Below are 19,706 nucleotides of genomic sequence, written 5' to 3' on the forward strand. Positions count from 1 at the left end.
CCGGATTGCTACAGGTGTGAACAAAGATGGCTTCGAGCGAGACCGCAAATATCAGCGGGCCGAACATGCCCCGATCATTGTCATCCAGGTTCGTCGCGACGGGAGTAAACGAGGTTCAATCGTGATTGGATTTCATTGCGGTACACTCTGCTGTGGCCCCGATGGCCGAGGTGCGCCGGGCAGCGCGAGCCAGCCATACAGCGTGCTATGGCGGCAAAAAAAGCAAAACCCCTTGCAGTTTCGAGCCGATTGTCGAGCAACTGCGACGACCACGCTGCGGTATACCAGCGTCTTTTTCGCAACGCAGCCCTCGGCTTGCCCGCGACCTCGAATGATTGCATTGAGAAGGTGCGCTCAAATAAGCAAAAGACTTCAAAGATTCAGGGAGACAATTGCACATGGCTGAACCCGCGCGTGCCCGCCCATTGCCCACGCCCGAAACCAAGCATTTCTGGGATGGAACCCAAGCCGGCGAGCTAAGGCTGCAACGCTGCGACGATTGTTCGCACGTCTACTTTCCGCCGCGCCCGTTCTGCCCCTCCTGCGCCTCTCGCAACGTCAGCATCTTCAACGCCAGCGGCAAGGCGACGCTCTACAGCTACGTCATCCATCATCGACCGGCTCCCGGCTTCACGCCACCTTATGCCATCGCCGTGGTTGAACTCGCGGAAGGGCCGCGCATGATGACCAACATCATCGATTGTCCGCAGACGCCGGAGGCGCTCGAACTCGATATGAAGCTTGAAGTCGCGTTCGAGACGCTCGACGACAAGGTCACCCTCCCCGTGTTCCGTCCCGCGAAGGGGTAACGCTGATGCGCAGAAATCAGGTTGCCGTCGTCGGTGCGGCAGAGACCACACGGCTCGGCGTCATTCCCGACATGTCGCAGATCCAGCTTCATGCGGATGCTGCGCTGAATGCGTTGGCCGATGCCGGATTGAAATTGTCGGACATCGACGGCATTGCCACGGCGGTGGAAACACCGCAGCAACTGGCGCACTATCTAGGCATTACGCCAACATGGGTAGACGGCACATCGGTGGGCGGTTGCTCGTTCATGCTGCACGTTCGTCACGCCGCTGCCGCGATCGAAGCCGGGCTTTGCAAAACCGTATTGATCACGCACGCCGAAAGCGGCCGCTCGATGATCGGAAAGCCGCCGCGTCACGTGCCGGCCGACAGCCTCGCAGGACAATTCGAGCAGCCATTCGGGGCATGGGGACCGCCCAGCCTGTTTCCAATTCCCGTGCTGCGCTACATGAAGACCTACGGCATCACCCATGAGCAGATCGCGATGGTGTCCGTGGTGCAGCGCGAATGGGCGGCCAAGAATCCGCGCTCGACCTACAAGGATCCGATTACCGTCGCGGACGTTTTGAACTCGAAGATGATCGCCTACCCGTTCCGCATCCTGCAGTGCTGCCTGGTGACGGATGGCGGAGGCGCGCTGATCCTGACCAGCGCCGATCGTGCGAAGGACTTCCCGCAAAAGCCCGTCTACGTTCTCGGCACCGGCGAGAGCGTCGAAACGCCAATGGTCAGCCAAATGGAGACCTTCAACTCATCTCGCGCATTCAAGGTTGCAGGACCAACTGCGTTCCGCGAGGCCGGCATCGCGCACAAGGACGTCGATCATCTGATGATCTATGACGCTTTTGCGCATCTTCCGCTGTTCGGACTCGGTGATCTCGGCTTCATGCCGCATGAGGAAACCGGCAAATTTATCGCTGACCGTAACACCGCCATCGGCGGTAAGCTGCCGATGAATACCAATGGCGGCGGGTTAAGCTACATGCACTCCGGCATGTACGGCATGTATGCGCTCCAGGAGAGTGTGCGGCAGATGCGTGGTATCGCACCGGCACAAGTGCCGAATGCGAAGATTTCCGTCTGCCACGGCGTGGGCGGCATGTTCGCCGCTTCGGGCACCATCATCTTCACCAACGAACGTTGAGAACAACAGGACATCAATAAAATGGCAGATCAAAAGTCGCTGGATGGCAAAGTCGTCGTCGTGACCGGCGCGGGACGCGGCATCGGACGCGAAATCGCATTGCTCGCGGCAGCCGAAGGCGCGAAAGTCGTGGTCAACGACCCCGGTGTTGCCTCCGATGGATCGGGCACCAGCGCTGCTCCGGCGGAGGAAGTCGTCGAGGAGATCCGCAAGCGTGGCGGCACTGCGGTCGCAAACTTCGAGACGGTGGCAGAAGCGATCCCCGCCAGCAAGATCATCAAGACCGCGATCGATTCGTTCGGGCGCCTTGACGGTGTTGTCAATAATGCCGGCATTCTGCGCGATGCTATTTTCCATCGCATGAGCGTCGAAGCGTTCGAGTCCGTCATCAAGGTTCACCTGATGGGATCGTTCTATACCTCGCATGCGGCGGCACGCATCTTCCGCGAGCAGGAGAGCGGCGCGTTCGTGCATTTCACGTCTACATCCGGTCTCATCGGCAATTTCGGACAAGCCAACTATTCGGCCGCGAAACTCGGCATTGTCGGTCTGTCGAAGTCGATCGCGCTCGACATGAACCGCTTCAATGTTCGCTCCAACTGTGTATCGCCGTTCGCCTGGAGCCGCCTGATCGGCACCATTCCGACCGAGACCGAGGAAGAGAAAGCCCGCGTCGAGCGCATGCAGCAGATGGGCCCGGAGAAGATTGCGCCTCTATCGGTGTTCTTGCTGAGCGATGCGGCAAAGGATGTCACCGGACAGATCTTCGCTGTCCGCATGAATGAAATCTTCCTGATGGGCCAGTCGCGTCCCTTGCGGTCGATCCATCGCGCCGAGGGCTGGACCTGCCAGACGATCGCCGAACACGGCATGCCGGCGCTGAAATCATCGTTCTACAAGCTCGACCGGTCGGCCGACATCTTCTCGTGGGACGCGATCTAAAGCCGACGTTGACTCACTCGTCGGAAAATCGAGGTGCGCGCTTTTCGATATTGGCGCGCACCGCCTCGCGCTGGTTGGCCGATCCCAGCAATTTCATCTGTTCGACGGACTCCGCCAGCAAGGCGGGGCCAGGATCAATTGACAAATTGTTGAGCATCCGCTTGATGGCGCGGATGGCATCCGGGCTCTTATCAGCGATCTCGCGCGCCGCCTCCAGCGCCACCGCTCTGGGATCATCGCAGATCCGCGTGGCGAGGCCATAGGACATCGCCTCCTGCGCGGAGAATATCCGTCCCGTGAAGGCAAGATCGCGAAGGATGTCGTCACGAACAAGGCGGCTCAGAATCGGTGTGCCGGCCATGTCAGGCACCAGTCCCCATTTGATTTCCATGATCGACATGCGTGCATCCGGCGCCAGATATCGCATGTCGGCACCGAGCGCCAATTGAAATCCGCCGCCGAACGCAACGCCGTGAACAGCGGCAATCACCGGCACGGGAAGCTGTCGCCAACCCCAAACCGCCTGCTGGGAGTGGTTGGTCTGGCCATGGGTGCGCGCCGCAAGATCGCGAAGATCGCTCTTACCTTCTCCCATGGCAGCAAAGCGGCCCATGTCTAGACCCGCGCAAAATGCCCGTCCCTCGCCTGAGAGAACCACGGCGCGCAATCCCTTTTCACCCTTGAGATGATCGGCGGTGTCAACAAGCGCTTCGAACATCGCAGCATCCAGCGCATTCATTTTGTCGGCGCGGACAAGGCGAACGTCGGCCACACCGCCCGACATCGAAACTGTTACACGATCGTTCATCGAGGAGCTCCCGCTGCTATTTTGATTACCGCTTTACAGGCCAAAACCACCCTGCTCTAATCCATGCACAAACAGAAGAAAATATTGAGCCGCAGCATTCTCCTCTCAAAGATTAGCGATGATCGCGCTGGGAATTCACCTTCCCTGTCGATCGCCTCGCATGAGAATGCAACGTGATGTGAGGATGAGATGGCAGCGCCCAAGCCCCCTGCGTTTGAAACACTGAGCCTGCACGCCGGCCAGCACCCCGACCCGGTCACCGGATCCCGCGCGGTGCCGATTCACCAGACGACATCCTATGTCTTTCAGGATGCCGATCATGCCGCCGCGCTGTTCAATCTGGAACGCGCCGGACACATCTACACACGCATCTCGAATCCCACGGTCGCTGTTCTGGAGGAACGCCTTGCCGCACTCGAAGACGGTGTCGGCGCGGTTTGCACTGCGAGCGGAATGGCGGCGATGCATCTTGCGATTGCGACGTTGCTGGGTGCCGGTGATCATATCGTCGCTTCAGCTTCGCTGTACGGCGGCACGATCAATCTTCTGACCCATACGCTGCCGCGCTTCGGCATCGCCACCACTTTCGTCAAACCGCGTGATCTAGACGCCCTCCGCGCGGCCATCAAGCCGAATACCAAGCTCGTCATCGGCGAGACCATCGGCAATCCCGGTCTGGAAGTTCTCGACACTCCTGCAGTGGCCGACATCGCGCACAATGCGGGCGTTCCGCTTCTGATCGACAATACGTTTGCGACACCTTATCTCGCGCGGCCGATCGAACTCGGTGCCGACATCGTCATGAACTCGATCACCAAGTGGATCGGCGGCCACGGCATCGCCATCGGCGGCGTCATCGTCGACGGCGGGCGCTTCGACTGGGACAAGTCCGGAAGGTTTCCGACCTTGACGACGCCCTATGCCGGGTATCATGGCATCATCTTCAGCGAGGAATTCGGGCCGGCGGCTTTCATCATGCGGGCACGCGCCGAAGGCCTTCGCGATTTCGGCGCATGCATCTCGCCAACCAACGCATTCCAGATTTTGCAAGGGATTGAAACGCTGCACGTCCGCATGCAGCGACATGTGGAGAATGCCAGGGCCGTGCTGGATTTCCTGGGATCGAACAAGGCCGTTGAATGGATGCTGCACCCCTCTCTCGAAAGCCATCCCGATCACGCTCTGGCGCAGAAACTGCTGCCGCGAGGGGCCGGCTCGATCATCACTTTCGGCATCAAGGGTGGCCGGAACGCCGGGCGGAAATTCATTGAGGCGCTGAAGCTGGTCAGCCACGTAGCCAATGTTGGCGATGCCAAAACGCTTGTCATCCATCCGGCAAGTACGACCCATCAGCAGATGAATGCCGAACAACTTAAAACAGCCGGGATCGGCGAAGAGCTCATCCGGCTGTCCATCGGTATCGAGGCTGCCGAGGATATCATCGGCGACCTCGGCCAGGCCCTCCGCTTCTCCCAGAAGGCGTAATCCATGCATTTGAATGTCAACGGCGCCGAGGTCTTCGCAGCCACCGGCGGAAAGACTTTCGATCCGAAACTGCCGCTGGTGATTTTCCTGCATGGCGCAGGCTTCGATCATTCCATGTGGGCGTCATATAGCCGATGGTTTGCCCACCATGGCTACAGCGTGCTGGCTCCCGATCTTCCGGGACATGGACGCTCCAAAGGACAGCCGATCACGACCATTGCCGGGATGGCCGACTGGACCATCCGTCTCATGGAGACCGCGGGCGCTGCCGATGCCAGGCTTGTCGGTCATTCCATGGGGGCTCTCGTGGCGCTGGATGCCGCCGCGCGTTACCCTGAAAAGGTCAAAGGTGTTGGCTTAATCGGCGTCGGTGCAGCCATGCCGGTCTCTGCAGATTTGCTCGCCGCCGCGCAGGCAAACGACCACGCAGCCATCGATATGGTGTCGATCTGGGGCTTTGGATTTACGGCTGGTCTCGGCGGCTCGCAGGCGCCCGGCCTTTGGATGATGAATGGTGGCCAGCGCGTTCTTGAACAAACGCCACCGGGCGTCTTGTTCAGCGATCTGTCGGCGTGCAACGATTACAAGACGGCTTTGGACGCGGCCGCGCAGATCAAGGTCCCGGCCACGCTCATTCTCGGCGAACGGGACATGATGACGCCGATGAAGTCCGGCAAGCAACTTGCTGCCGCCATTGCCGGCTCAAGAGAGGTTATCCTGCCCGGCGCAGGTCATATGCTGGCAACCGAGCGCCCAGATGATGTCCTGCTGGCGCTTGGCGCTCACATCCCGAAATAAACGTGCGTCTAAAAAGGCAGGTCAATGCCGGGACGGCGGCTCGTCCAGAATGTCCAGAGCCTCGGTGAACGGAAATTCGAGCACGATCTCGCCGTCGGCATCGGTCACCTCTAGAATGGCCGACAACAATTCCGGGTCCTCTCCCTCATCCGCCAACAATTGCCGGATCGTTGCCCGGGCCACGCGCCATGCGTGATCGGGGTCCTGCAACTCCGCGCCCTCCGGATCCGGGATCAGCGTTTCGCCGATGTGTGTATGAAAGAAGTATCGAGGCATGACCCGCATTTATTGCCGATGACCGTCCTGTGCAAGACCCTCACTCTCTTTGGCTGGTCAAGCGACAATATCAGAGAGGTGATCTGCATAAGCCCGATTGATCTCGCAATGCGTTTTAAGGCCTAACTTAAGAACTGTCGCTGGAATCGATTTCGTGCCTACTATTTTCACTGATCCCTGGTTTTATTGCGCCGCCATTCCTGCCGTGGTCCTCCTGGGATTAGCCAAGGGCGGCTTTTCAGGCATTGGCACCGCGGCCACACCGCTCGTCGCCCTCTACCTTCCGCCGCTCGAAGCCGCAGCACTGCTGCTGCCGATCCTCCTCACCCAGGATGCCATTTCGGTCTACGTCTATCGGAAAGACTGGGACGCGTGGAATCTCAAGGTGATGCTGCCCGGCGCCGTGACTGGCATGGGCATCGGCTGGCTGCTGGCCTCGCACCTGCCGGATTCCGCGGTACGGATCATCGTCGGCACCATCGGCATCGCGTTCATCATCAATAGCTGGATGAAGCGCGCCGACGTCGATCCGCAGCAGAAAACCGCCGCGAGCGGATTTGTGTGGGGCGGCGTCTCGGGCTTCACGTCGTTCATGACGCAGGGAGGCGCACCGCCCTTCCAGATTCACGTCCTCCCACAGCGATTGCCGAAGATGACGTTCGTCGGGACTGCGACGATCTTCTTCGCAATCGTCAACCTGATGAAGATTGTGCCCTACTTCATGCTCGGCCAATTTTCATCGAAAAATCTGGCGACCTCGGTGGCGTTGCTGCCGCTGGCAATTCTCGCCAACTTTGCCGGCATCTGGCTGGTGAAGCATATGCCGACAAAGCTGTTTTATCAGATCTCCTACGTCCTGCTGGCGGCCGTATCGCTGGGCCTGCTCTGGCAAGGCCTGTCGGACCTGTTTTAAAAGCAACTCCACCCCTAAAGCATCGGCAGACTATGCGGCTCCCGACCACGCGGAAAAGCCTTGTCGATGGCCGCGATGTCTTCCTTTTTTAAGTCGATTTTACCCGCACCTGCGTTCTCCGCGGCATGCACCGCAGACGACGCCTTCGGGATTGCTAAAACGGAGGGCTGGCGCGTCAAAAAGCTCAGCGCGACTTGCCGTGGCGTTGCGCCGTACGTGTCGGCAATCTGCTGCAACACCTTCCCGTTTGATGACTGAGGGCTTGGAAAGTCATCGTGACCGAACGGCGAATACGCAACCACCGCAACACCATTTTCCTCGCACCATGGAATGACGGAGTGCTCGATCGCCCGTTCTTTCAGGTGATACAGAACCTGATTACAGGCGATGCGCCCCTCGCCGGCAACATCGCGCATCTCCTCAAGGTCCGATGCATCGAAATTGCTGACACCCCATGACTGGATCTTTCCCGCAGCCACAAGATCCTCGAACGCCGCTACCGTTTCTTCCAGCGGATATTGCCCACGCCAGTGCAGGAGGTAGCAGTCCAGACGATCCGTCTTGAGCCGCTTGAGCGATCGCTCACAGGCCTGCATCGTACCGCGCCGTGACGCGTTGCTCGGCAACACCTTGGAGACCAGAAACACCTCCTCGCGCCGTCCGGATATGGCATCCGCGATAACCAGCTCGGCATCGCCATACATCTCGGCGGTGTCGATATGCGTCATGCCGAGATCGAGCCCCTTGCGCAGCGCGGCGACTGCGGCCGAGCGGTCTCCGTGATCGATATACCAGGTGCCCTGTCCGATCACGGACACAGGCCGCGCGACGTTTCCGAATGGCTTCTGCTTCATGCTGGAAATCCTAACTCGATCCTTTGATCAATAGCCGGTCATTTCGAGATAGCCCATACCGCTCTGGCTGCCTTTGAATACGATAGGCCCCTCCCAATAAGAATAGCGCGTCCCCATCCAGCTCTTTGGATTCAGCGGCGCGCTCTCGATTTTCAGTCCACGATCCCGCAAAACGATAGTCCACGAGGTCGGAAGCTTACGGCCTTCGATGTCCGTAAAGCCGGCTGGCGTCATCTCAATCGCGTTTGCGGGGAGAACCTCGGAGTGCCCGCTTCGGTCAATCCAGTTGCCAGCGAAGTAAGGGCCGCCGTCTTTCTGACGAAGCCGGAACAACATGACTTTCACGCCTGACTCCAGATGCAACGAAAACCAATCCCATCCGGTCTGGTCGGACGCGAGCGGCTGGCTGCTCCACTCGCGGTCCATCCACGCAAGTCCGTCGACCTGAACGGTCTTGTCGTCGAGCGTCACAGAGCCTTTGGCTTTGTAGTAGGGCTGGCTGAAATAATACGACGCCTGCCCGCGTTCGGATTTTTTGCTGTAGCCACCGTTCCCCTGCAGCACGAGCGGCTGATCAGCTTCGAGTGTCAGGGCATAGCTGAACGAGTTTCCCGAGGCTGAAAGCGCGAGCGGCGCAACTGAATGTGCAGCGAAGCCATCGGCCGCGCCCATCTTCCACGAATCGATCCATGCCTGAAACGGAACGGCTTGCGCTCCGGCCTGCCCCACGCCGCCGCGCGCAAAACGCTCTGCGAAGCGGTGCGTCTGTGCGTTGGTGACCGCAGCATGTCCCATCCAGAGTTGCCGGTTGTCCCAGCCGGCCTGCTCCGCCCCCGGAGACATCGCCTGCCTGAACAACGTCCATTGCACGCCCCATTGTGTCCCGTTGGCATCCTTCAAATTCGCCGTGAGATACCACCACTCGATGCGATAATCCGGATGCGGACCAAGATCGCGTGGAAACTCCAGAGCCTTACCGGGGACAACTGAAGCAAATCCGTCGCTGGCACCGCCCAATCCGGCAAAACCTTGCGCGCGCGCGAAGGTACTGGCGAACGGGACCAGCAGACTACCGCCCAGAAACGCGCGCCGGCTAATTTGGAGGTCAACGCTCATTGGTGAAAATCTTCACGAGCTCCGCCGGCTCCAACCGGGCCAACCTGAGAATAGGCAGACATGTTGCCAACAGCGCAGCCAGCATAGCAATCCCGAGCAGTTCCAGCAGTTGGACCGGAAATACATAAAGCGGCAGTCGCCAGCCAAACGCTTTCACGTTCACCACCGCAACCAAGCACCATGACACGAGGATCCCCAGCGGCAGCGCGAGCAGCGCCGTCAGGAATGCAACCGACATCGTCTTCAGCAATTCAATGGCCGCAAGCCGCCGTCGCGTAATGCCCAGCGCCCACAGCGGCGCCAATTGCGGCAGCCGGCTGCTGCTGAGTGTGAGCAGGCTTGTCAGCAATGCGACACCGGCCACGCCGAGCGTGAACGCATTCAGCGCGGACGTGACGGCGAAGGTCCGGTTGAATATCCTCATCGAATCCGCTTTCAGCGTCGCCTGGTCGATCAAACGTGTCGTGTCGAGGCTGAACTTGTCGCGGAGCGCTTTCACCAGTTCATCCACTTTGGCTGGTGTGACACGTAAGCCAAAGCGCGTATGCGCGATATCAGGCCAGTGTGTCGCCAGTCTATCTATGTCGATTCCGATCTGGCCTTTCGGATTGCCATAGTCAGGATAAATGCCCGCGACCTGCACAGACCAGGGTCCGTTCGCCGTCGGGAGGCGAACCTGGTCTCCAAGCTTGACCTTGAGCCGCCGCGCCAATTGCTCGCTGAACAGCGCACCATCGGCTAAGAAAATTTTATCCCAGACATCGGGCAAGGATTCCAGCAGCGGCCAACGCTCGCGATATGTGGCATGATTGGCGAAACTCAGAACCTCGACCGGAAGACCATCAAGCGTGACATCCGTGCGCCACGCCGGCAGGATGGCCTCTACTTCGGACCGCCCCCGCAGCCACGAAACAATTTCCTCGCCCTGCTTGTCGCTGGTTGCGTTGAGATAGACTTCCGCTGCCAGGCGATTGTCGAGCCAGTTTGCAAATGTCCGGCTGAAGCTCTGGACCATGGTCCCGACACCGACATTCACGGCCAATGCGAGCAACAACGCCATCAATGCCAGCGAAAGACCGGGAAGCTGCTGCCGGCCGTCCGCCCAGAACCATTTCGCGAGCGGACGAACGGTCCGACGTTGGCCGAACCACAAAACAGCGCCCAAGATCACGGGCAGGATCAAGGCGGCCGCAAGCAGCAAGGCGGCCAAGACGAGAAAGCCAGCCGCGAGCGAGTCGCCCCAGTACAACACCCCTGCTGCAACGAGCGCGATTGCCACCGCGAGAAGACCTTGGCGCTTGAGCCAGTGCTGCTGCGCCTGCTGCCAGGCGTACGGCTGGGCGGCAGCAAGGATCGGCAACCGATAGACGCGATAAAGCCCCGTGGTCGCGGCAAATAAGGCGCCAAGGATGCTCATGCCGAGCCCGGACAACCACCATTCCAGCTTAAGCGACAGTTGTCCCGGAATCTGGGCGCCGTAGAGTCCACGCAGGCTTGCCGCAACGTCAGGCAGCAAAAACGCGGCAACGACATAGCCGCAGATCAGCCCGATAAATCCCGAGGCCACGGCGAAGCATACCAGCTCAAGGATCAGCACGCCCGTGAGCATGCGCGCGGAGACACCGCACGCGCGCAACGTCCTGATTGTCGGCAATCGTTGCTCGAGCGCAAGGCCGACGGCGGAATGGACAATGAAAAGCCCGACAAAGAACGACAGCAATCCAAACGCGGTCAGGTTGAGGTGAAAGCTGCTGGTCAGCCGTTCCAGATCGCTCGGCGCCCCCGCCTCCACCAGCCGCAATTGATCGCCGACGACGCTTTCGAGTGATGGTCGTTGGCCGACCTGTTTTCCGATCAATAACCGGGAGACCTGCCCCGGCATTTTCAGCACACGTTGCGCGACGCCGATATCGACCACCAGTACGCCGGGCGCCAGATTGTCCTGCACGGCAAGCGGCGGCAGCGGCGAAATGCCGTCGATCATCGGGACATCGCCCACACGCTGTTTCAGGTCTGCCAATGTTTCCGGCGCAACCAGCGTTTGCCCGGGGGTAAGAAATTTCTGCAGATCGGCCTGTCCAATATCCGGCGCAGACCCCGCACCGGGGGGCAATGTGATCGGCTCAACACCAATCAATCGATATGCGCGCCCGCCAATCAACACCCGTCCCTCGACGACGGGCGACACCAGCCAGTTGGCGCGGCGCAGATCGACGAACAGTTGCTGCGAGAACCACGGACTATCGCGGCTGATCAGCATCGCTGTCTTGCCGCCGCCGAATGTCGCCGCGGCCCGGTCGTAGCTGTTGCGTGCCTGCTGATTCAGTGCCTGCACGCCGCTCCACAGCGCCGTTGCGGAAATCAAACCCACCAGCAAGGTCGCAAGCTGCATCCGGTGCCGTTTCCAGTGGCTCAGGAGAGTCACGAGAACCCAGATCGGATGCATCACATAATCCGCCCTGCGCTTAAGTGAACCTGACGGTCGAGCATTCCAGCAAGCCGGGCGCTGTGCGTCACCATCAAAAATCCGCACCCCGTCCGTGCCACTAAATCGCGGGCGAGCGCGAGAACGTCGTCGGCGGTGGCCTCATCGAGATTTCCGGTCGGCTCATCCGCGAGCAGTACGAGGGGCTTGATGGCCAAGGCACGACCGATCGCAACGCGCTGCTGCTGACCACCGGACAGTTGTTCCGGATAACGATCAAGCAGCGCATCCAGTCCGAGACGCTCGACCAACTCCGTCTGCCATTTAGCGTCGTAACGCCCCGCGATCCGAGCTTGAAACGCGAGATTATCACCCACCTGCAGGCTGGGAATGAGATTGAACTGCTGAAACACCAACCCGAGACGGTCGCGGCGCATCGCCGCGCGATCACTGTCGGACAGGCCGGACACCAGCACGCCGTCGAGCCAGACCTCGCCATCGTCGGCACGGTCCAGCCCTGCGATCAGATGGAGTAGCGTGCTCTTGCCGCTGCCGGACTCGCCAGTCAGCGCAACGCTCTCGCCGGCTGCAAGAGAGAAATCAATGCCGCGCAGGACCGCAATCTGCTCTTCTGAGGTGCGATAGGATTTGCGGAGGTTGCGAACGGTCAGCATGCGTCCGCCAGCATACACGCCCATCGTAAGGGCGAAAATGGGCAACATGATCCGCTCCCTCCCATGTCACGGGAGGGAGCGGATCGCAGTTACGTCAAACTCAGTTCATACTTCTCAATGTCCTTGGCGCGTTCGGACTCCGCAGCCGCCCTGTGGTCGGTTGCGAGCATGGTATAGACTGCCGGCAACACGAACAGGGTGAACAGCGTACCGATCGACATGCCGGCCACCACGACGATGCCGATGGAGAACCGGCTCGCCGCGCCCGCACCACTCGCCGTCAACAGTGGTAGCAGACCCGCGACCATCGCAGCGGTCGTCATCAGGATCGGACGCAACCGGACGCGAGCGGCCATCTCGATGGCCGAACGCCGGTCGAGCCCTTCCTTCAACTGGAGTTCGTTGGCGAACTCCACCATCAGGATGCCGTGCTTACTGATCAGGCCGATCAGCGTCACGAGACCCACCTGCGTGTAGATGTTGATCGTCGCCAGCCCGAAGAACAGCGGAATCAAAGCACCACTGATCGCCATCGGCACGCTGATCAGGATCACGAGCGGATCACGCAAGCTTTCAAATTGCGCGGCCAGCACAAGATAGATGATGATCAACGCAAAGATGAACGTAACCGTGAGCTGATTTCCTTCCTGCACGTACTGGCGGGAATCCGCCAGATAATCGTGCGTGAAGCCAGCCGGCAGTTGCTTCGCCTGGCTTTCGAGGAAGTCCACCGCCTTGCCGACCGTGACACCCGGCATCGGCACCGCCTGGAACGTCGCCGAGTTCAGCTGATTGAAATGCGTCAGCGCGTTCGGGTTGGTCTTCGTCTCGATCGACACGATCGTCGACAACGGCACCTGGCGGCCGGTGTTCGTCGGCACATAGTACTTCCCGAGCAATTCCGGCGACAGGCGCAGTTCACGCGGCACCTGCGGGATGACCTGATAAGATCGCCCTTCGAGATTGAAGCGGTTGACGTAGTTGCCGCCGAGCAAGGTCCCCAGCGTGGTGCCGACCGCCATCATATTGATGCCGAGATCATTCGCCTTCGACCGGTCGACGGTGACGCGAACCACCGGCTGGTTAAACTGAAGGTCACTGTCAGCCACGATAAACAGACCGCTTTCGCGCGCAGCCTTCTTCAGCTTCTCCATCTCTTCGTAGACAGATTGGAATCCGTTCGTGCTGCTGATCACCATCTGCACAGGCAAGCCACCCGGGCCGCCCGGAAGCGGCGGCAGGTTGAACGCGAACGCATTGACGCCCTCGACCTTGCTCAGCCCGCCCTGCACAAGAGGCTTCAGAGCCAGCGAGGATCGCTTGCGTTCATCCCATGGCTTCAAGATCATACCCGCGATACCGTTGGCGGGACCGCTGGTGCCATTGATGATGAAGCGCAGGTCTGTTTCCGGGAAGCTCGAGAACACCTTGTCGAGCTTTTCACCGTAGTAATCGGTGTAGTCGATATTGGCGTATTGCGGTGCCTTCGTGACCGCGAACAGAATGCCCTGATCTTCCTCAGGTGCAAGCTCCTTGCTCGTATTCATATACATGAAGCCGACGAGCCCGAGGATCGTGACAGCAAACAGCGCCGTGATCGGACGGTAGTTCAGCGAGCGATCAAGCTTGCGGCCGTACCAATGGGTCACCTTGGTGAACACACGATCGACGAGCTGCGCGAAGCGGCCGTGATCGCCTCCGCCCTTCAGCAACATCGAGCACATCATGGGCGACAGCGTGAGCGCAATCACGCCTGAGACGATCACCGACCCGGCCAATGTGAAAGCAAACTCGCGGAACAGCGCGCCGGTCAAGCCACCGAGGAAGCCGATCGGCGCGTACACCGCCGCGAGTGTGATGGTCATCGAAATGACCGGCCCCACGATTTCGCGCGCCCCGATCAGCGAGGCTTCGACGGGAGATTTGCCCTCCTCCAGATGCCGGTGGATGTTCTCCACCACCACGATCGCGTCGTCCACCACAAGGCCAATGGCGAGCACCATCGCGAGCAGTGTGAGCAAGTTCAGCGTGAAGCCCATGGCGAGCATCAGGATGCACGCGCCGACCAGCGACAGCGGTATTGTAACGACCGGGATGATGACCGAACGAAGCGACGCCAGGAACAGGAAGATCACGATGACCACGATGATCACCGCTTCGCCGAGGGTATTGCGCACCTCCTCGATCGACGAGCGGATGAACTTGGTCGAGTCATACGCGACCGTCATCTTCATCGACGGCGGCAGGTTGCGCTCGATTTCGGGGAACAGCGCACGCACCCCCTGAACGATGTTGAGCGGATTGCCCTGCGGCGTCGACTGGACACCGATGAAGATCGCGTGCTGGCCGCTCAGCGACACGCTCGAATCCGTGCTCTGCGCGCCCAGCTCGACCACAGCAATGTCCTCAAGCCTGACGAAACCGCCATCCTTGGCCTTCACCGTCATCTTCTTGAACTGGTCGATGTTGGTGAGGTCGGTATTGGTCGTCACGTTGGAGACGATGAAATAGCCCTTCGATTGACCTGCAGCTGCCTGGAAGTTGTTGGCCTGAATCGCTGCCTGCACATCAGCGGGCGATACGTTCCGGCCAGCCATGCGCGCGGGATCAAGCCAGATACGTGTGGCGAGCGTCTGCGCGCCGAGAATGTCGGCGGATGCAACGCCATCCACGGTCGCGAGAATCGGCTGGATCACACGCGCCAGATAGTCGGAAATCTGCGGACCGCCGAGTTCGTCACTCGAGAAGCCCAGATACATCACTGCCGTGGTCTGACCGGTAGATTTCGTAATGACCGGATCGAAAGCTTCCTTGGGAATCAGATAGCGCACCGAATTGACCTTCGACATGACTTCAGTCAGCGCGAAGTCAGGTTCGACGTTCAGCTTGATGTAGACCGAGATCGTGCTGGTGCCCTGCACCGAGGACGACGTCATGTAGTCGACGCCCTCAGCCGAAGCGACCGCCTGCTCGATCGGCTGCGTGATGAATCCCTGCATCAGGTCTGGCGACGCACCTGGATAAGAGGTCGTCACCGTGATCACGGTGTTCGACAGCTTGGGATATTGCCGAATGCCAAGACTGGTCACGGCCTTGAGGCCGATCAGCAGGATCAGCAGACTGACGACAACCGACAGCACCGGCCGCTTAATAAAGATATCAGTGAAAGCCATCTGGCTACACTCCGGTACGAGTTCAGTTGCGCGGCGGCTGAGCTGGAATTGGTGGCGGCGGGTCGTCCGAAATCACAACAGCCGACCCCGACTGGAGCTTGAGCTGCCCCACGGCCACAATACGATCTCCCGGCTTCACGCCAGTGGTAATCACCACGCGTCCCTGAATGCGCGGACCGGTCTTCACGAAAGTCCGGTCAGCCGTCAGATTGGTTTTGCCGTCTTCCGTCTTGTGTTCCTTGATGAGCCAGACGGAATCTCCGTACAGCGTATAGTCCACGGAGGTTTCGGGCACCGTCACCACGGCCGGCTTCGGCGGCAACTCGACGGTGGTCGTGGCGAACATACCGGGCTTCAGGATGTGGTCCGGGTTCGCGAACGTCGCCTGGATACGGACGTTGCGGGTGTCGGCGCTGATTTGAGGCTCGATCGTGGTGATCTTGCCTTCAAATGTCCGTCCCGGATAAGCGTCGACCACAATACGGACCGACTGTCCGACATTGAGAACCGAGCGCTCCTTTTCCGTCGCCGTGAAATTTAGATAAAGCCGGGACAGATCAGTCAACGAAACGATCTGGGTGCCGGCACTGAGATACTGCCCCAATTCAACCTTGCGGACGCCGAGTTCGCCATCGAACGGCGCCAGAATCCGCTTCTGCGAGATGACCGCTTCGGTCCTGGAGACCGATGCGCTGGCCTGATCAAACGCGGCCTGTGCCTGATCCACGGTCGCCTGCGTACCGGCCTGCTTTGCAACCAGCGCCTTTGCACGATCAAGCGCAAGCGAAGCCGCAAGGGTCTGCGCTTTGAAGCTTGCAAGATCGCTCTGATCAGGAGCATCAAACAGCTGGACCAGCGGATCGCCCTTCTTTACCTGCGCGCCCGCCGTGAAGAGAATTTCGGTGACGCGGCCGTTGACGTCCGTCGTCACGTCCACCTGGTGAACAGCGGCAAGATCGCCGACACCGGTCAACAGGTTCGGCAGCACTTCCGATTTCGCTTCGGCGGCGCTGACAGACGTTGGCGGCGGCTTATTGTTCTTGAAGAATTCCGCAATCATGTGATTGCGGAACGCGTTGAAGCCCACGATGGCGCCGACAAGCAGAAGCAGCGCGCCGCCTACGATCACGAACCAGCGCGTCATGCGTACCGGCTTGGTACGCGACGTATCTCCAAGCGGAGGCGTCTGTTGCGACGGTGAGGTTTTGGCGTCCATGTCATGCACTTTCCGAAATACGAACCGTTGCCTGAAGCGGCGAAGGTCCAGCATCTAAATATTTGGCGATAGCAGCTTCAGTCAGCCCGATTCCCCGAAGGATGAACTGGCAAATCTGTCGTTCGATATCAGGCGCGTTGACATACGCCAGTGAGGGAGTTGCTGGAAGCCGTGTGAGGGCGACCATGTGAACAACCTGATGAGAGAACCAAAAGAGGTTGAGTGGATCGATGTTGACGGGAACCGCGTCTCCAGCCGCGATCGCCTGCTCCAGCGATGCCTTGAAAAAGGGACCAATCAGATCCCCGATTTTTTCGTGGACCAGGCGCGCGAATTCACCGTCCCCCAACTGGCTCGAAACCATCAAGCGCATCCGCTGCGCGTCTTCTTCGTCCGGCGCTTCGCTGGCCCGCATAAAATGTGCGACCATTTCGCGGATCAGGATCAGCAGCGTGGATGTTGAAGGCTCCAGCTCAAGCAGTTGATGCAGTTCAGGATCGGCCTCGCACTCCTCCGCGAGAATCTCCGCGTAAAGCGCTGCCTTCGTCGGGAAGTGCTTAAAGAGCAAGCCCTCCGATATGGAAGCTGCAATCGCGATGCTTTTTGTCGTCGTGCCGGCATAGCCATAGCGCGCGAAACAGCGCTTGGCCGCGTCCAAAATCTGCTCACGGCGCAAATCGCCGGTCAGTCTCAGGGTGCTCATGGCGTAAGTAAGCACTCACTTTGAGACAAGTCAATTACCTTGCGCACCGCAGCATCAGATTTCGAGCCCTCAACAGCTCTTTAAGGCGCCGGTGTAGCGCCCCAACCACAAGGCCGGCGCTTCCATCAAGTACGCAGAGCGAACACGCCTCTGGAGCTGCTTCCATCTGCACCGCAGCAAAGCCGTTCAGGGTGTTGATTCTTTTCATCTCGTCCGAATGTAGCCTTGCCTTGTTCGAGCAAACCCGCATGAATGCGCGCCGAACGAATGGCCCCGCCTGCGCGGAAAGGCCGCATGCCCCGATACTTTAACGAGGGGCCTGGAGGGAACGAATGACGACGGTGACAACACCGACCGGCGATGATGCGCCGGTGACTATTTCTGACGAAGCTCTCAAAAAAGCTGAAGAGTTCATCGAGGCCGATGAGGGAGCAACCAACAGGCTGGGCGGTTTCGCCGGCCAGGCGGTGACCGTCATCGCCGTGGCCATGACACTGTTCCACCTCTATGCGGCTTACGCCATCGTTCCGACGCAAGAGCTTCGTTACACGCACGTCGCGTTCACGCTCGTCCTGAGCTTCCTGCTGTTTCCCCTCGCCGCGCGCTTCCGCAATCATGTGCGCTGGTGGGACGTCGTTCCCGCTATTCTCGCAGTCGCTACGATCGCTTATGCGCTCTACGGCGGTGACGATTTTACCGATCGCGCCACGACGCCCGATCATCTGGACGTCATTGTCGGCCTTATCTTCATCGTTCTCGTGCTCGAAGCCACGCGACGCACGACGGGGCTCATCATGCCCGTGGTGGCAGTGCTCTTCATTGCGTATGCGATGCTGGGGCCACATCTCCCTGCCCCTTGGACGCATCGCGGCTACGACCTGACACGTCTGGTCGGACATCTCTTCATCACGCTCGAAGGTATCTTCGGCGTGGCTGTCGACGTTTCTGCGACCCTCATCATTCTCTTCACGATCTTTGGTGCGTTTCTGCAGCAGTCCGGCGCCGGCAAATTTTTCATCGATTTCTCGCTCGCGTTGATGGGCGGCAAGACCAACGCCGCAGGGCGCACGGTCGTGCTGTCATCGTTCCTGCTCGGCGGTCCGTCCGGATCAGGCGTCGCGACGACCGTGATGATCGGCACCGTCGCCTATCCGATGATGCAGAAGGCGGGATTTGAAAAGAATGCCGCCGGCGGCCTGCTCGCAGCAGGCGGACTCGGTGCGATTCTCTCCCCGCCGGTCCTTGGCGCAGCGGCGTTCCTGATCGCTGAATTCCTCAAGATCAGCTATCTCGACGTGATTTGGATGGCGACCATCCCGACGTGTCTTTATTACGCGTCGCTTCTTGTGATGGTTGAACTCGATGCCAAGCGCTTCGGTGCGCACAACGTCGACATCAAGCCGGACATGTCGCTCGGTGAAATGACCAAGCGCTACGGCTTCCACTTCATCTCACTGGTCGCCGTCGTCGTGTTCATGGTGCTCGGCTATTCCCCGATGCTCTCCGTGTTCTATGCGGTCATCACCACGTTCGCGCTGAGCTTCCTTCGCAAGGAAACGGCACTCATGCCGAAAAAGCTCGTGCGAGCGATGGCCGACGGCTCGATCGGCGCGCTCAACGCGGCAACAACCTGTGCATCGGCCGGCATCGTGGTCGGTATCGTGACGCTGACCGGTCTGGGACTGAAGTTCTCGTCCATCGTGATCACCTATGCGGGCGGCAGCCTGCTGCTGACCGCGATCTACACCTCACTGATCGTCTGGGTCATCGGCCTCGCTGTCCCCGTCACCGCCTCTTACATCATCTGCGCGGTGATCGCGGCGCCAGCGCTGATCAAGCTCGGCGTTCCCGACTACGCGGCCCACATGTTCATCTTCTATTATGCTGTGCTGTCGGAAGTCTCGCCGCCGACCGCTCTGTCACCGTTCGCGGCGGCAGCCATCACCGGTGGCGATCCCTACAGGACGACCTTGCAGTCGTGGAAATACACCCTGCCCGCGTTCCTCGTTCCGTTCGTGTTCGTGCTCGATCCGCAGGGCGTGGGATTGCTGCTCAATATTCCGAAGGGCGGCACGTGGGTTGATATCGTGGAAATCACCATCAAAACCACGCTTGGTCTGATGGCACTGGCAGGAGCCGCGCAAGGCTGGGCCTTGCGTCGCACCACCACGATCGAACGTGCTCTGCTGGTGTTGTCGGGACTGCTGCTCGTCTTCCCGAGTTTGATCGAAGCGGTCATCGAAGCGGCGATTGGCCGCGACATCAGCTACACGTATGTACCCGGCGTCCTTATCGGGTTAGGGGTATTGCTGTGGCAGGCAAAGGGACCGGCAATCGAACGACCGGCCTAAGATTTAACCAGGAGGAAC

The 19,706-nt window shown here is 59.7% G+C and carries 16 protein-coding genes; 7 read left to right on the forward strand and 9 right to left on the reverse strand.

Going from position 1 to position 19,706, the window contains the following annotated elements:
* The first annotated feature begins 398 nt into the window (after positions 1-398).
* From ACP0KA_RS01820 to ACP0KA_RS01830, 3 genes are read left to right on the forward strand one after another with little or no spacing between them, the layout of a single operon-like run.
* Positions 399-809 (forward strand): Zn-ribbon domain-containing OB-fold protein, encoded by a 411-nt coding sequence (locus tag ACP0KA_RS01820; protein ID WP_424627133.1) that lies wholly within the window; start codon positions 399-401, stop codon positions 807-809.
* A 5-nt stretch (positions 810-814) separates the two neighbouring features.
* Positions 815-1,954 (forward strand): thiolase C-terminal domain-containing protein, encoded by a 1,140-nt coding sequence (locus tag ACP0KA_RS01825; protein ID WP_424627134.1) that lies wholly within the window; start codon positions 815-817, stop codon positions 1,952-1,954.
* A 21-nt stretch (positions 1,955-1,975) separates the two neighbouring features.
* Positions 1,976-2,896 (forward strand): SDR family NAD(P)-dependent oxidoreductase, encoded by a 921-nt coding sequence (locus tag ACP0KA_RS01830; RefSeq protein ID WP_424627135.1) that lies wholly within the window; start codon positions 1,976-1,978, stop codon positions 2,894-2,896.
* Positions 2,897-2,909: 13 nt separating this feature from the next.
* On the opposite strand, the gene ACP0KA_RS01835 is transcribed toward ACP0KA_RS01830, so the two are convergent.
* Positions 2,910-3,704 (reverse strand): crotonase/enoyl-CoA hydratase family protein, encoded by a 795-nt coding sequence (locus ACP0KA_RS01835; protein ID WP_424627136.1) that lies wholly within the window; start codon positions 3,702-3,704, stop codon positions 2,910-2,912.
* 189 nt (positions 3,705-3,893) lie between these two features.
* Between ACP0KA_RS01835 and ACP0KA_RS01840 the strand changes: the two genes are divergently transcribed.
* Together ACP0KA_RS01840 and ACP0KA_RS01845 are read left to right on the forward strand one after the other, a co-directional pair.
* Positions 3,894-5,189, forward strand: a complete 1,296-nt coding sequence (locus ACP0KA_RS01840; RefSeq protein ID WP_424627137.1) for an O-acetylhomoserine aminocarboxypropyltransferase — start codon at positions 3,894-3,896, stop codon at positions 5,187-5,189.
* A gap of 3 nt (positions 5,190-5,192) precedes the next feature.
* Complete coding sequence (locus ACP0KA_RS01845) at positions 5,193-5,987, forward strand: alpha/beta fold hydrolase (protein WP_424627138.1); 795 nt, start codon at positions 5,193-5,195, stop codon at positions 5,985-5,987.
* A gap of 21 nt (positions 5,988-6,008) precedes the next feature.
* Here ACP0KA_RS01845 and ACP0KA_RS01850 read toward each other — a convergent pair whose 3' ends face one another.
* Positions 6,009-6,263 (reverse strand): DUF6894 family protein, encoded by a 255-nt coding sequence (locus tag ACP0KA_RS01850; RefSeq protein WP_424627139.1) that lies wholly within the window; start codon positions 6,261-6,263, stop codon positions 6,009-6,011.
* 154 nt (positions 6,264-6,417) lie between these two features.
* Here ACP0KA_RS01850 and ACP0KA_RS01855 point away from each other — a divergent pair, with 154 nt between their 5' ends.
* A complete protein-coding gene (locus ACP0KA_RS01855; protein ID WP_424627140.1) occupies positions 6,418-7,176 on the forward strand; it encodes a sulfite exporter TauE/SafE family protein in 759 nt (252 codons plus the stop codon).
* Between the two features lie 14 nt (positions 7,177-7,190).
* Here the strand turns inward: ACP0KA_RS01855 and ACP0KA_RS01860 are convergent, their stop codons facing one another.
* The 7 genes from ACP0KA_RS01860 to ACP0KA_RS01890 all read right to left on the reverse strand — a co-directional run bounded on the left by ACP0KA_RS01860 (position 7,191) and on the right by ACP0KA_RS01890 (position 17,337).
* Positions 7,191-8,030, reverse strand: a complete 840-nt coding sequence (locus ACP0KA_RS01860; RefSeq protein WP_424627141.1) for an aldo/keto reductase — start codon at positions 8,028-8,030, stop codon at positions 7,191-7,193.
* Positions 8,031-8,057: 27 nt separating this feature from the next.
* Entirely contained in the window at positions 8,058-9,146 is a 1,089-nt protein-coding gene (locus ACP0KA_RS01865) for a lipocalin-like domain-containing protein (RefSeq protein ID WP_424627142.1), read from the reverse strand.
* Entirely contained in the window at positions 9,136-11,592 is a 2,457-nt protein-coding gene (locus ACP0KA_RS01870) for an ABC transporter permease (protein ID WP_424627143.1), read from the reverse strand. Before ACP0KA_RS01870 ends, ACP0KA_RS01865 begins: the two co-directional genes overlap by 11 nt.
* Positions 11,592-12,245 carry an ABC transporter ATP-binding protein gene (locus ACP0KA_RS01875; RefSeq protein WP_424631463.1) on the reverse strand — a complete coding sequence of 218 codons (654 nt, stop codon included), beginning with the start codon at positions 12,243-12,245 and terminating at the stop codon, positions 11,592-11,594. The genes ACP0KA_RS01870 and ACP0KA_RS01875 overlap by 1 nt, the downstream gene beginning before the upstream one ends.
* 89 nt (positions 12,246-12,334) lie before the next feature.
* Complete coding sequence (locus tag ACP0KA_RS01880) at positions 12,335-15,418, reverse strand: MexW/MexI family multidrug efflux RND transporter permease subunit (RefSeq protein ID WP_424627144.1); 3,084 nt, start codon at positions 15,416-15,418, stop codon at positions 12,335-12,337.
* Positions 15,419-15,440: 22 nt separating this feature from the next.
* The gene (locus ACP0KA_RS01885) at positions 15,441-16,634 is read right to left on the reverse strand and encodes an efflux RND transporter periplasmic adaptor subunit (protein WP_424627145.1); all 1,194 of its coding nucleotides are present in this window, start codon (positions 16,632-16,634) and stop codon (positions 15,441-15,443) included.
* A 1-nt stretch (position 16,635) separates the two neighbouring features.
* Positions 16,636-17,337 carry a TetR/AcrR family transcriptional regulator gene (locus tag ACP0KA_RS01890; RefSeq protein WP_424627146.1) on the reverse strand — a complete coding sequence of 234 codons (702 nt, stop codon included), beginning with the start codon at positions 17,335-17,337 and terminating at the stop codon, positions 16,636-16,638.
* Positions 17,338-17,669: 332 nt separating this feature from the next.
* Between ACP0KA_RS01890 and ACP0KA_RS01895 the strand changes: the two genes are divergently transcribed.
* Positions 17,670-19,688: a TRAP transporter permease gene (locus ACP0KA_RS01895; RefSeq protein ID WP_424627147.1), complete on the forward strand. Its 2,019-nt coding sequence runs from the start codon at positions 17,670-17,672 to the stop codon at positions 19,686-19,688.
* The last annotated feature ends 18 nt before the right edge of the window (positions 19,689-19,706 follow it).

The organism is Bradyrhizobium sp. SYSU BS000235, from assembly GCF_049747295.1.
GTDB lineage: Bacteria > Pseudomonadota > Alphaproteobacteria > Rhizobiales > Xanthobacteraceae > Afipia.

What these genes read in the sequence shown, in the direction of transcription:
- ACP0KA_RS01820 (WP_424627133.1), top strand. Translation starts at nt 399, where the DNA reads ATGGCTGAACCCGCGCGTGCCCGCCCATTGCCCACGCCCGAAACCAAG.
- ACP0KA_RS01825 (WP_424627134.1), top strand. Translation starts at nt 815, where the DNA reads ATGCGCAGAAATCAGGTTGCCGTCGTCGGTGCGGCAGAGACCACACGG.
- ACP0KA_RS01830 (WP_424627135.1), top strand. Translation starts at nt 1,976, where the DNA reads ATGGCAGATCAAAAGTCGCTGGATGGCAAAGTCGTCGTCGTGACCGGC.
- ACP0KA_RS01835 (WP_424627136.1), bottom strand. Translation starts at nt 3,704, where the DNA reads ATGAACGATCGTGTAACAGTTTCGATGTCGGGCGGTGTGGCCGACGTT.
- ACP0KA_RS01840 (WP_424627137.1), top strand. Translation starts at nt 3,894, where the DNA reads ATGGCAGCGCCCAAGCCCCCTGCGTTTGAAACACTGAGCCTGCACGCC.
- ACP0KA_RS01845 (WP_424627138.1), top strand. Translation starts at nt 5,193, where the DNA reads ATGCATTTGAATGTCAACGGCGCCGAGGTCTTCGCAGCCACCGGCGGA.
- ACP0KA_RS01850 (WP_424627139.1), bottom strand. Translation starts at nt 6,263, where the DNA reads ATGCCTCGATACTTCTTTCATACACACATCGGCGAAACGCTGATCCCG.
- ACP0KA_RS01860 (WP_424627141.1), bottom strand. Translation starts at nt 8,030, where the DNA reads ATGAAGCAGAAGCCATTCGGAAACGTCGCGCGGCCTGTGTCCGTGATC.
- ACP0KA_RS01865 (WP_424627142.1), bottom strand. Translation starts at nt 9,146, where the DNA reads ATGAGCGTTGACCTCCAAATTAGCCGGCGCGCGTTTCTGGGCGGTAGT.
- ACP0KA_RS01870 (WP_424627143.1), bottom strand. Translation starts at nt 11,592, where the DNA reads ATGCATCCGATCTGGGTTCTCGTGACTCTCCTGAGCCACTGGAAACGG.
- ACP0KA_RS01875 (WP_424631463.1), bottom strand. Translation starts at nt 12,245, where the DNA reads ATGCTGACCGTTCGCAACCTCCGCAAATCCTATCGCACCTCAGAAGAG.
- ACP0KA_RS01880 (WP_424627144.1), bottom strand. Translation starts at nt 15,418, where the DNA reads ATGGCTTTCACTGATATCTTTATTAAGCGGCCGGTGCTGTCGGTTGTC.
- ACP0KA_RS01885 (WP_424627145.1), bottom strand. Translation starts at nt 16,634, where the DNA reads ATGGACGCCAAAACCTCACCGTCGCAACAGACGCCTCCGCTTGGAGAT.
- ACP0KA_RS01890 (WP_424627146.1), bottom strand. Translation starts at nt 17,337, where the DNA reads ATGAGCACCCTGAGACTGACCGGCGATTTGCGCCGTGAGCAGATTTTG.
- ACP0KA_RS01895 (WP_424627147.1), top strand. Translation starts at nt 17,670, where the DNA reads ATGACGACGGTGACAACACCGACCGGCGATGATGCGCCGGTGACTATT.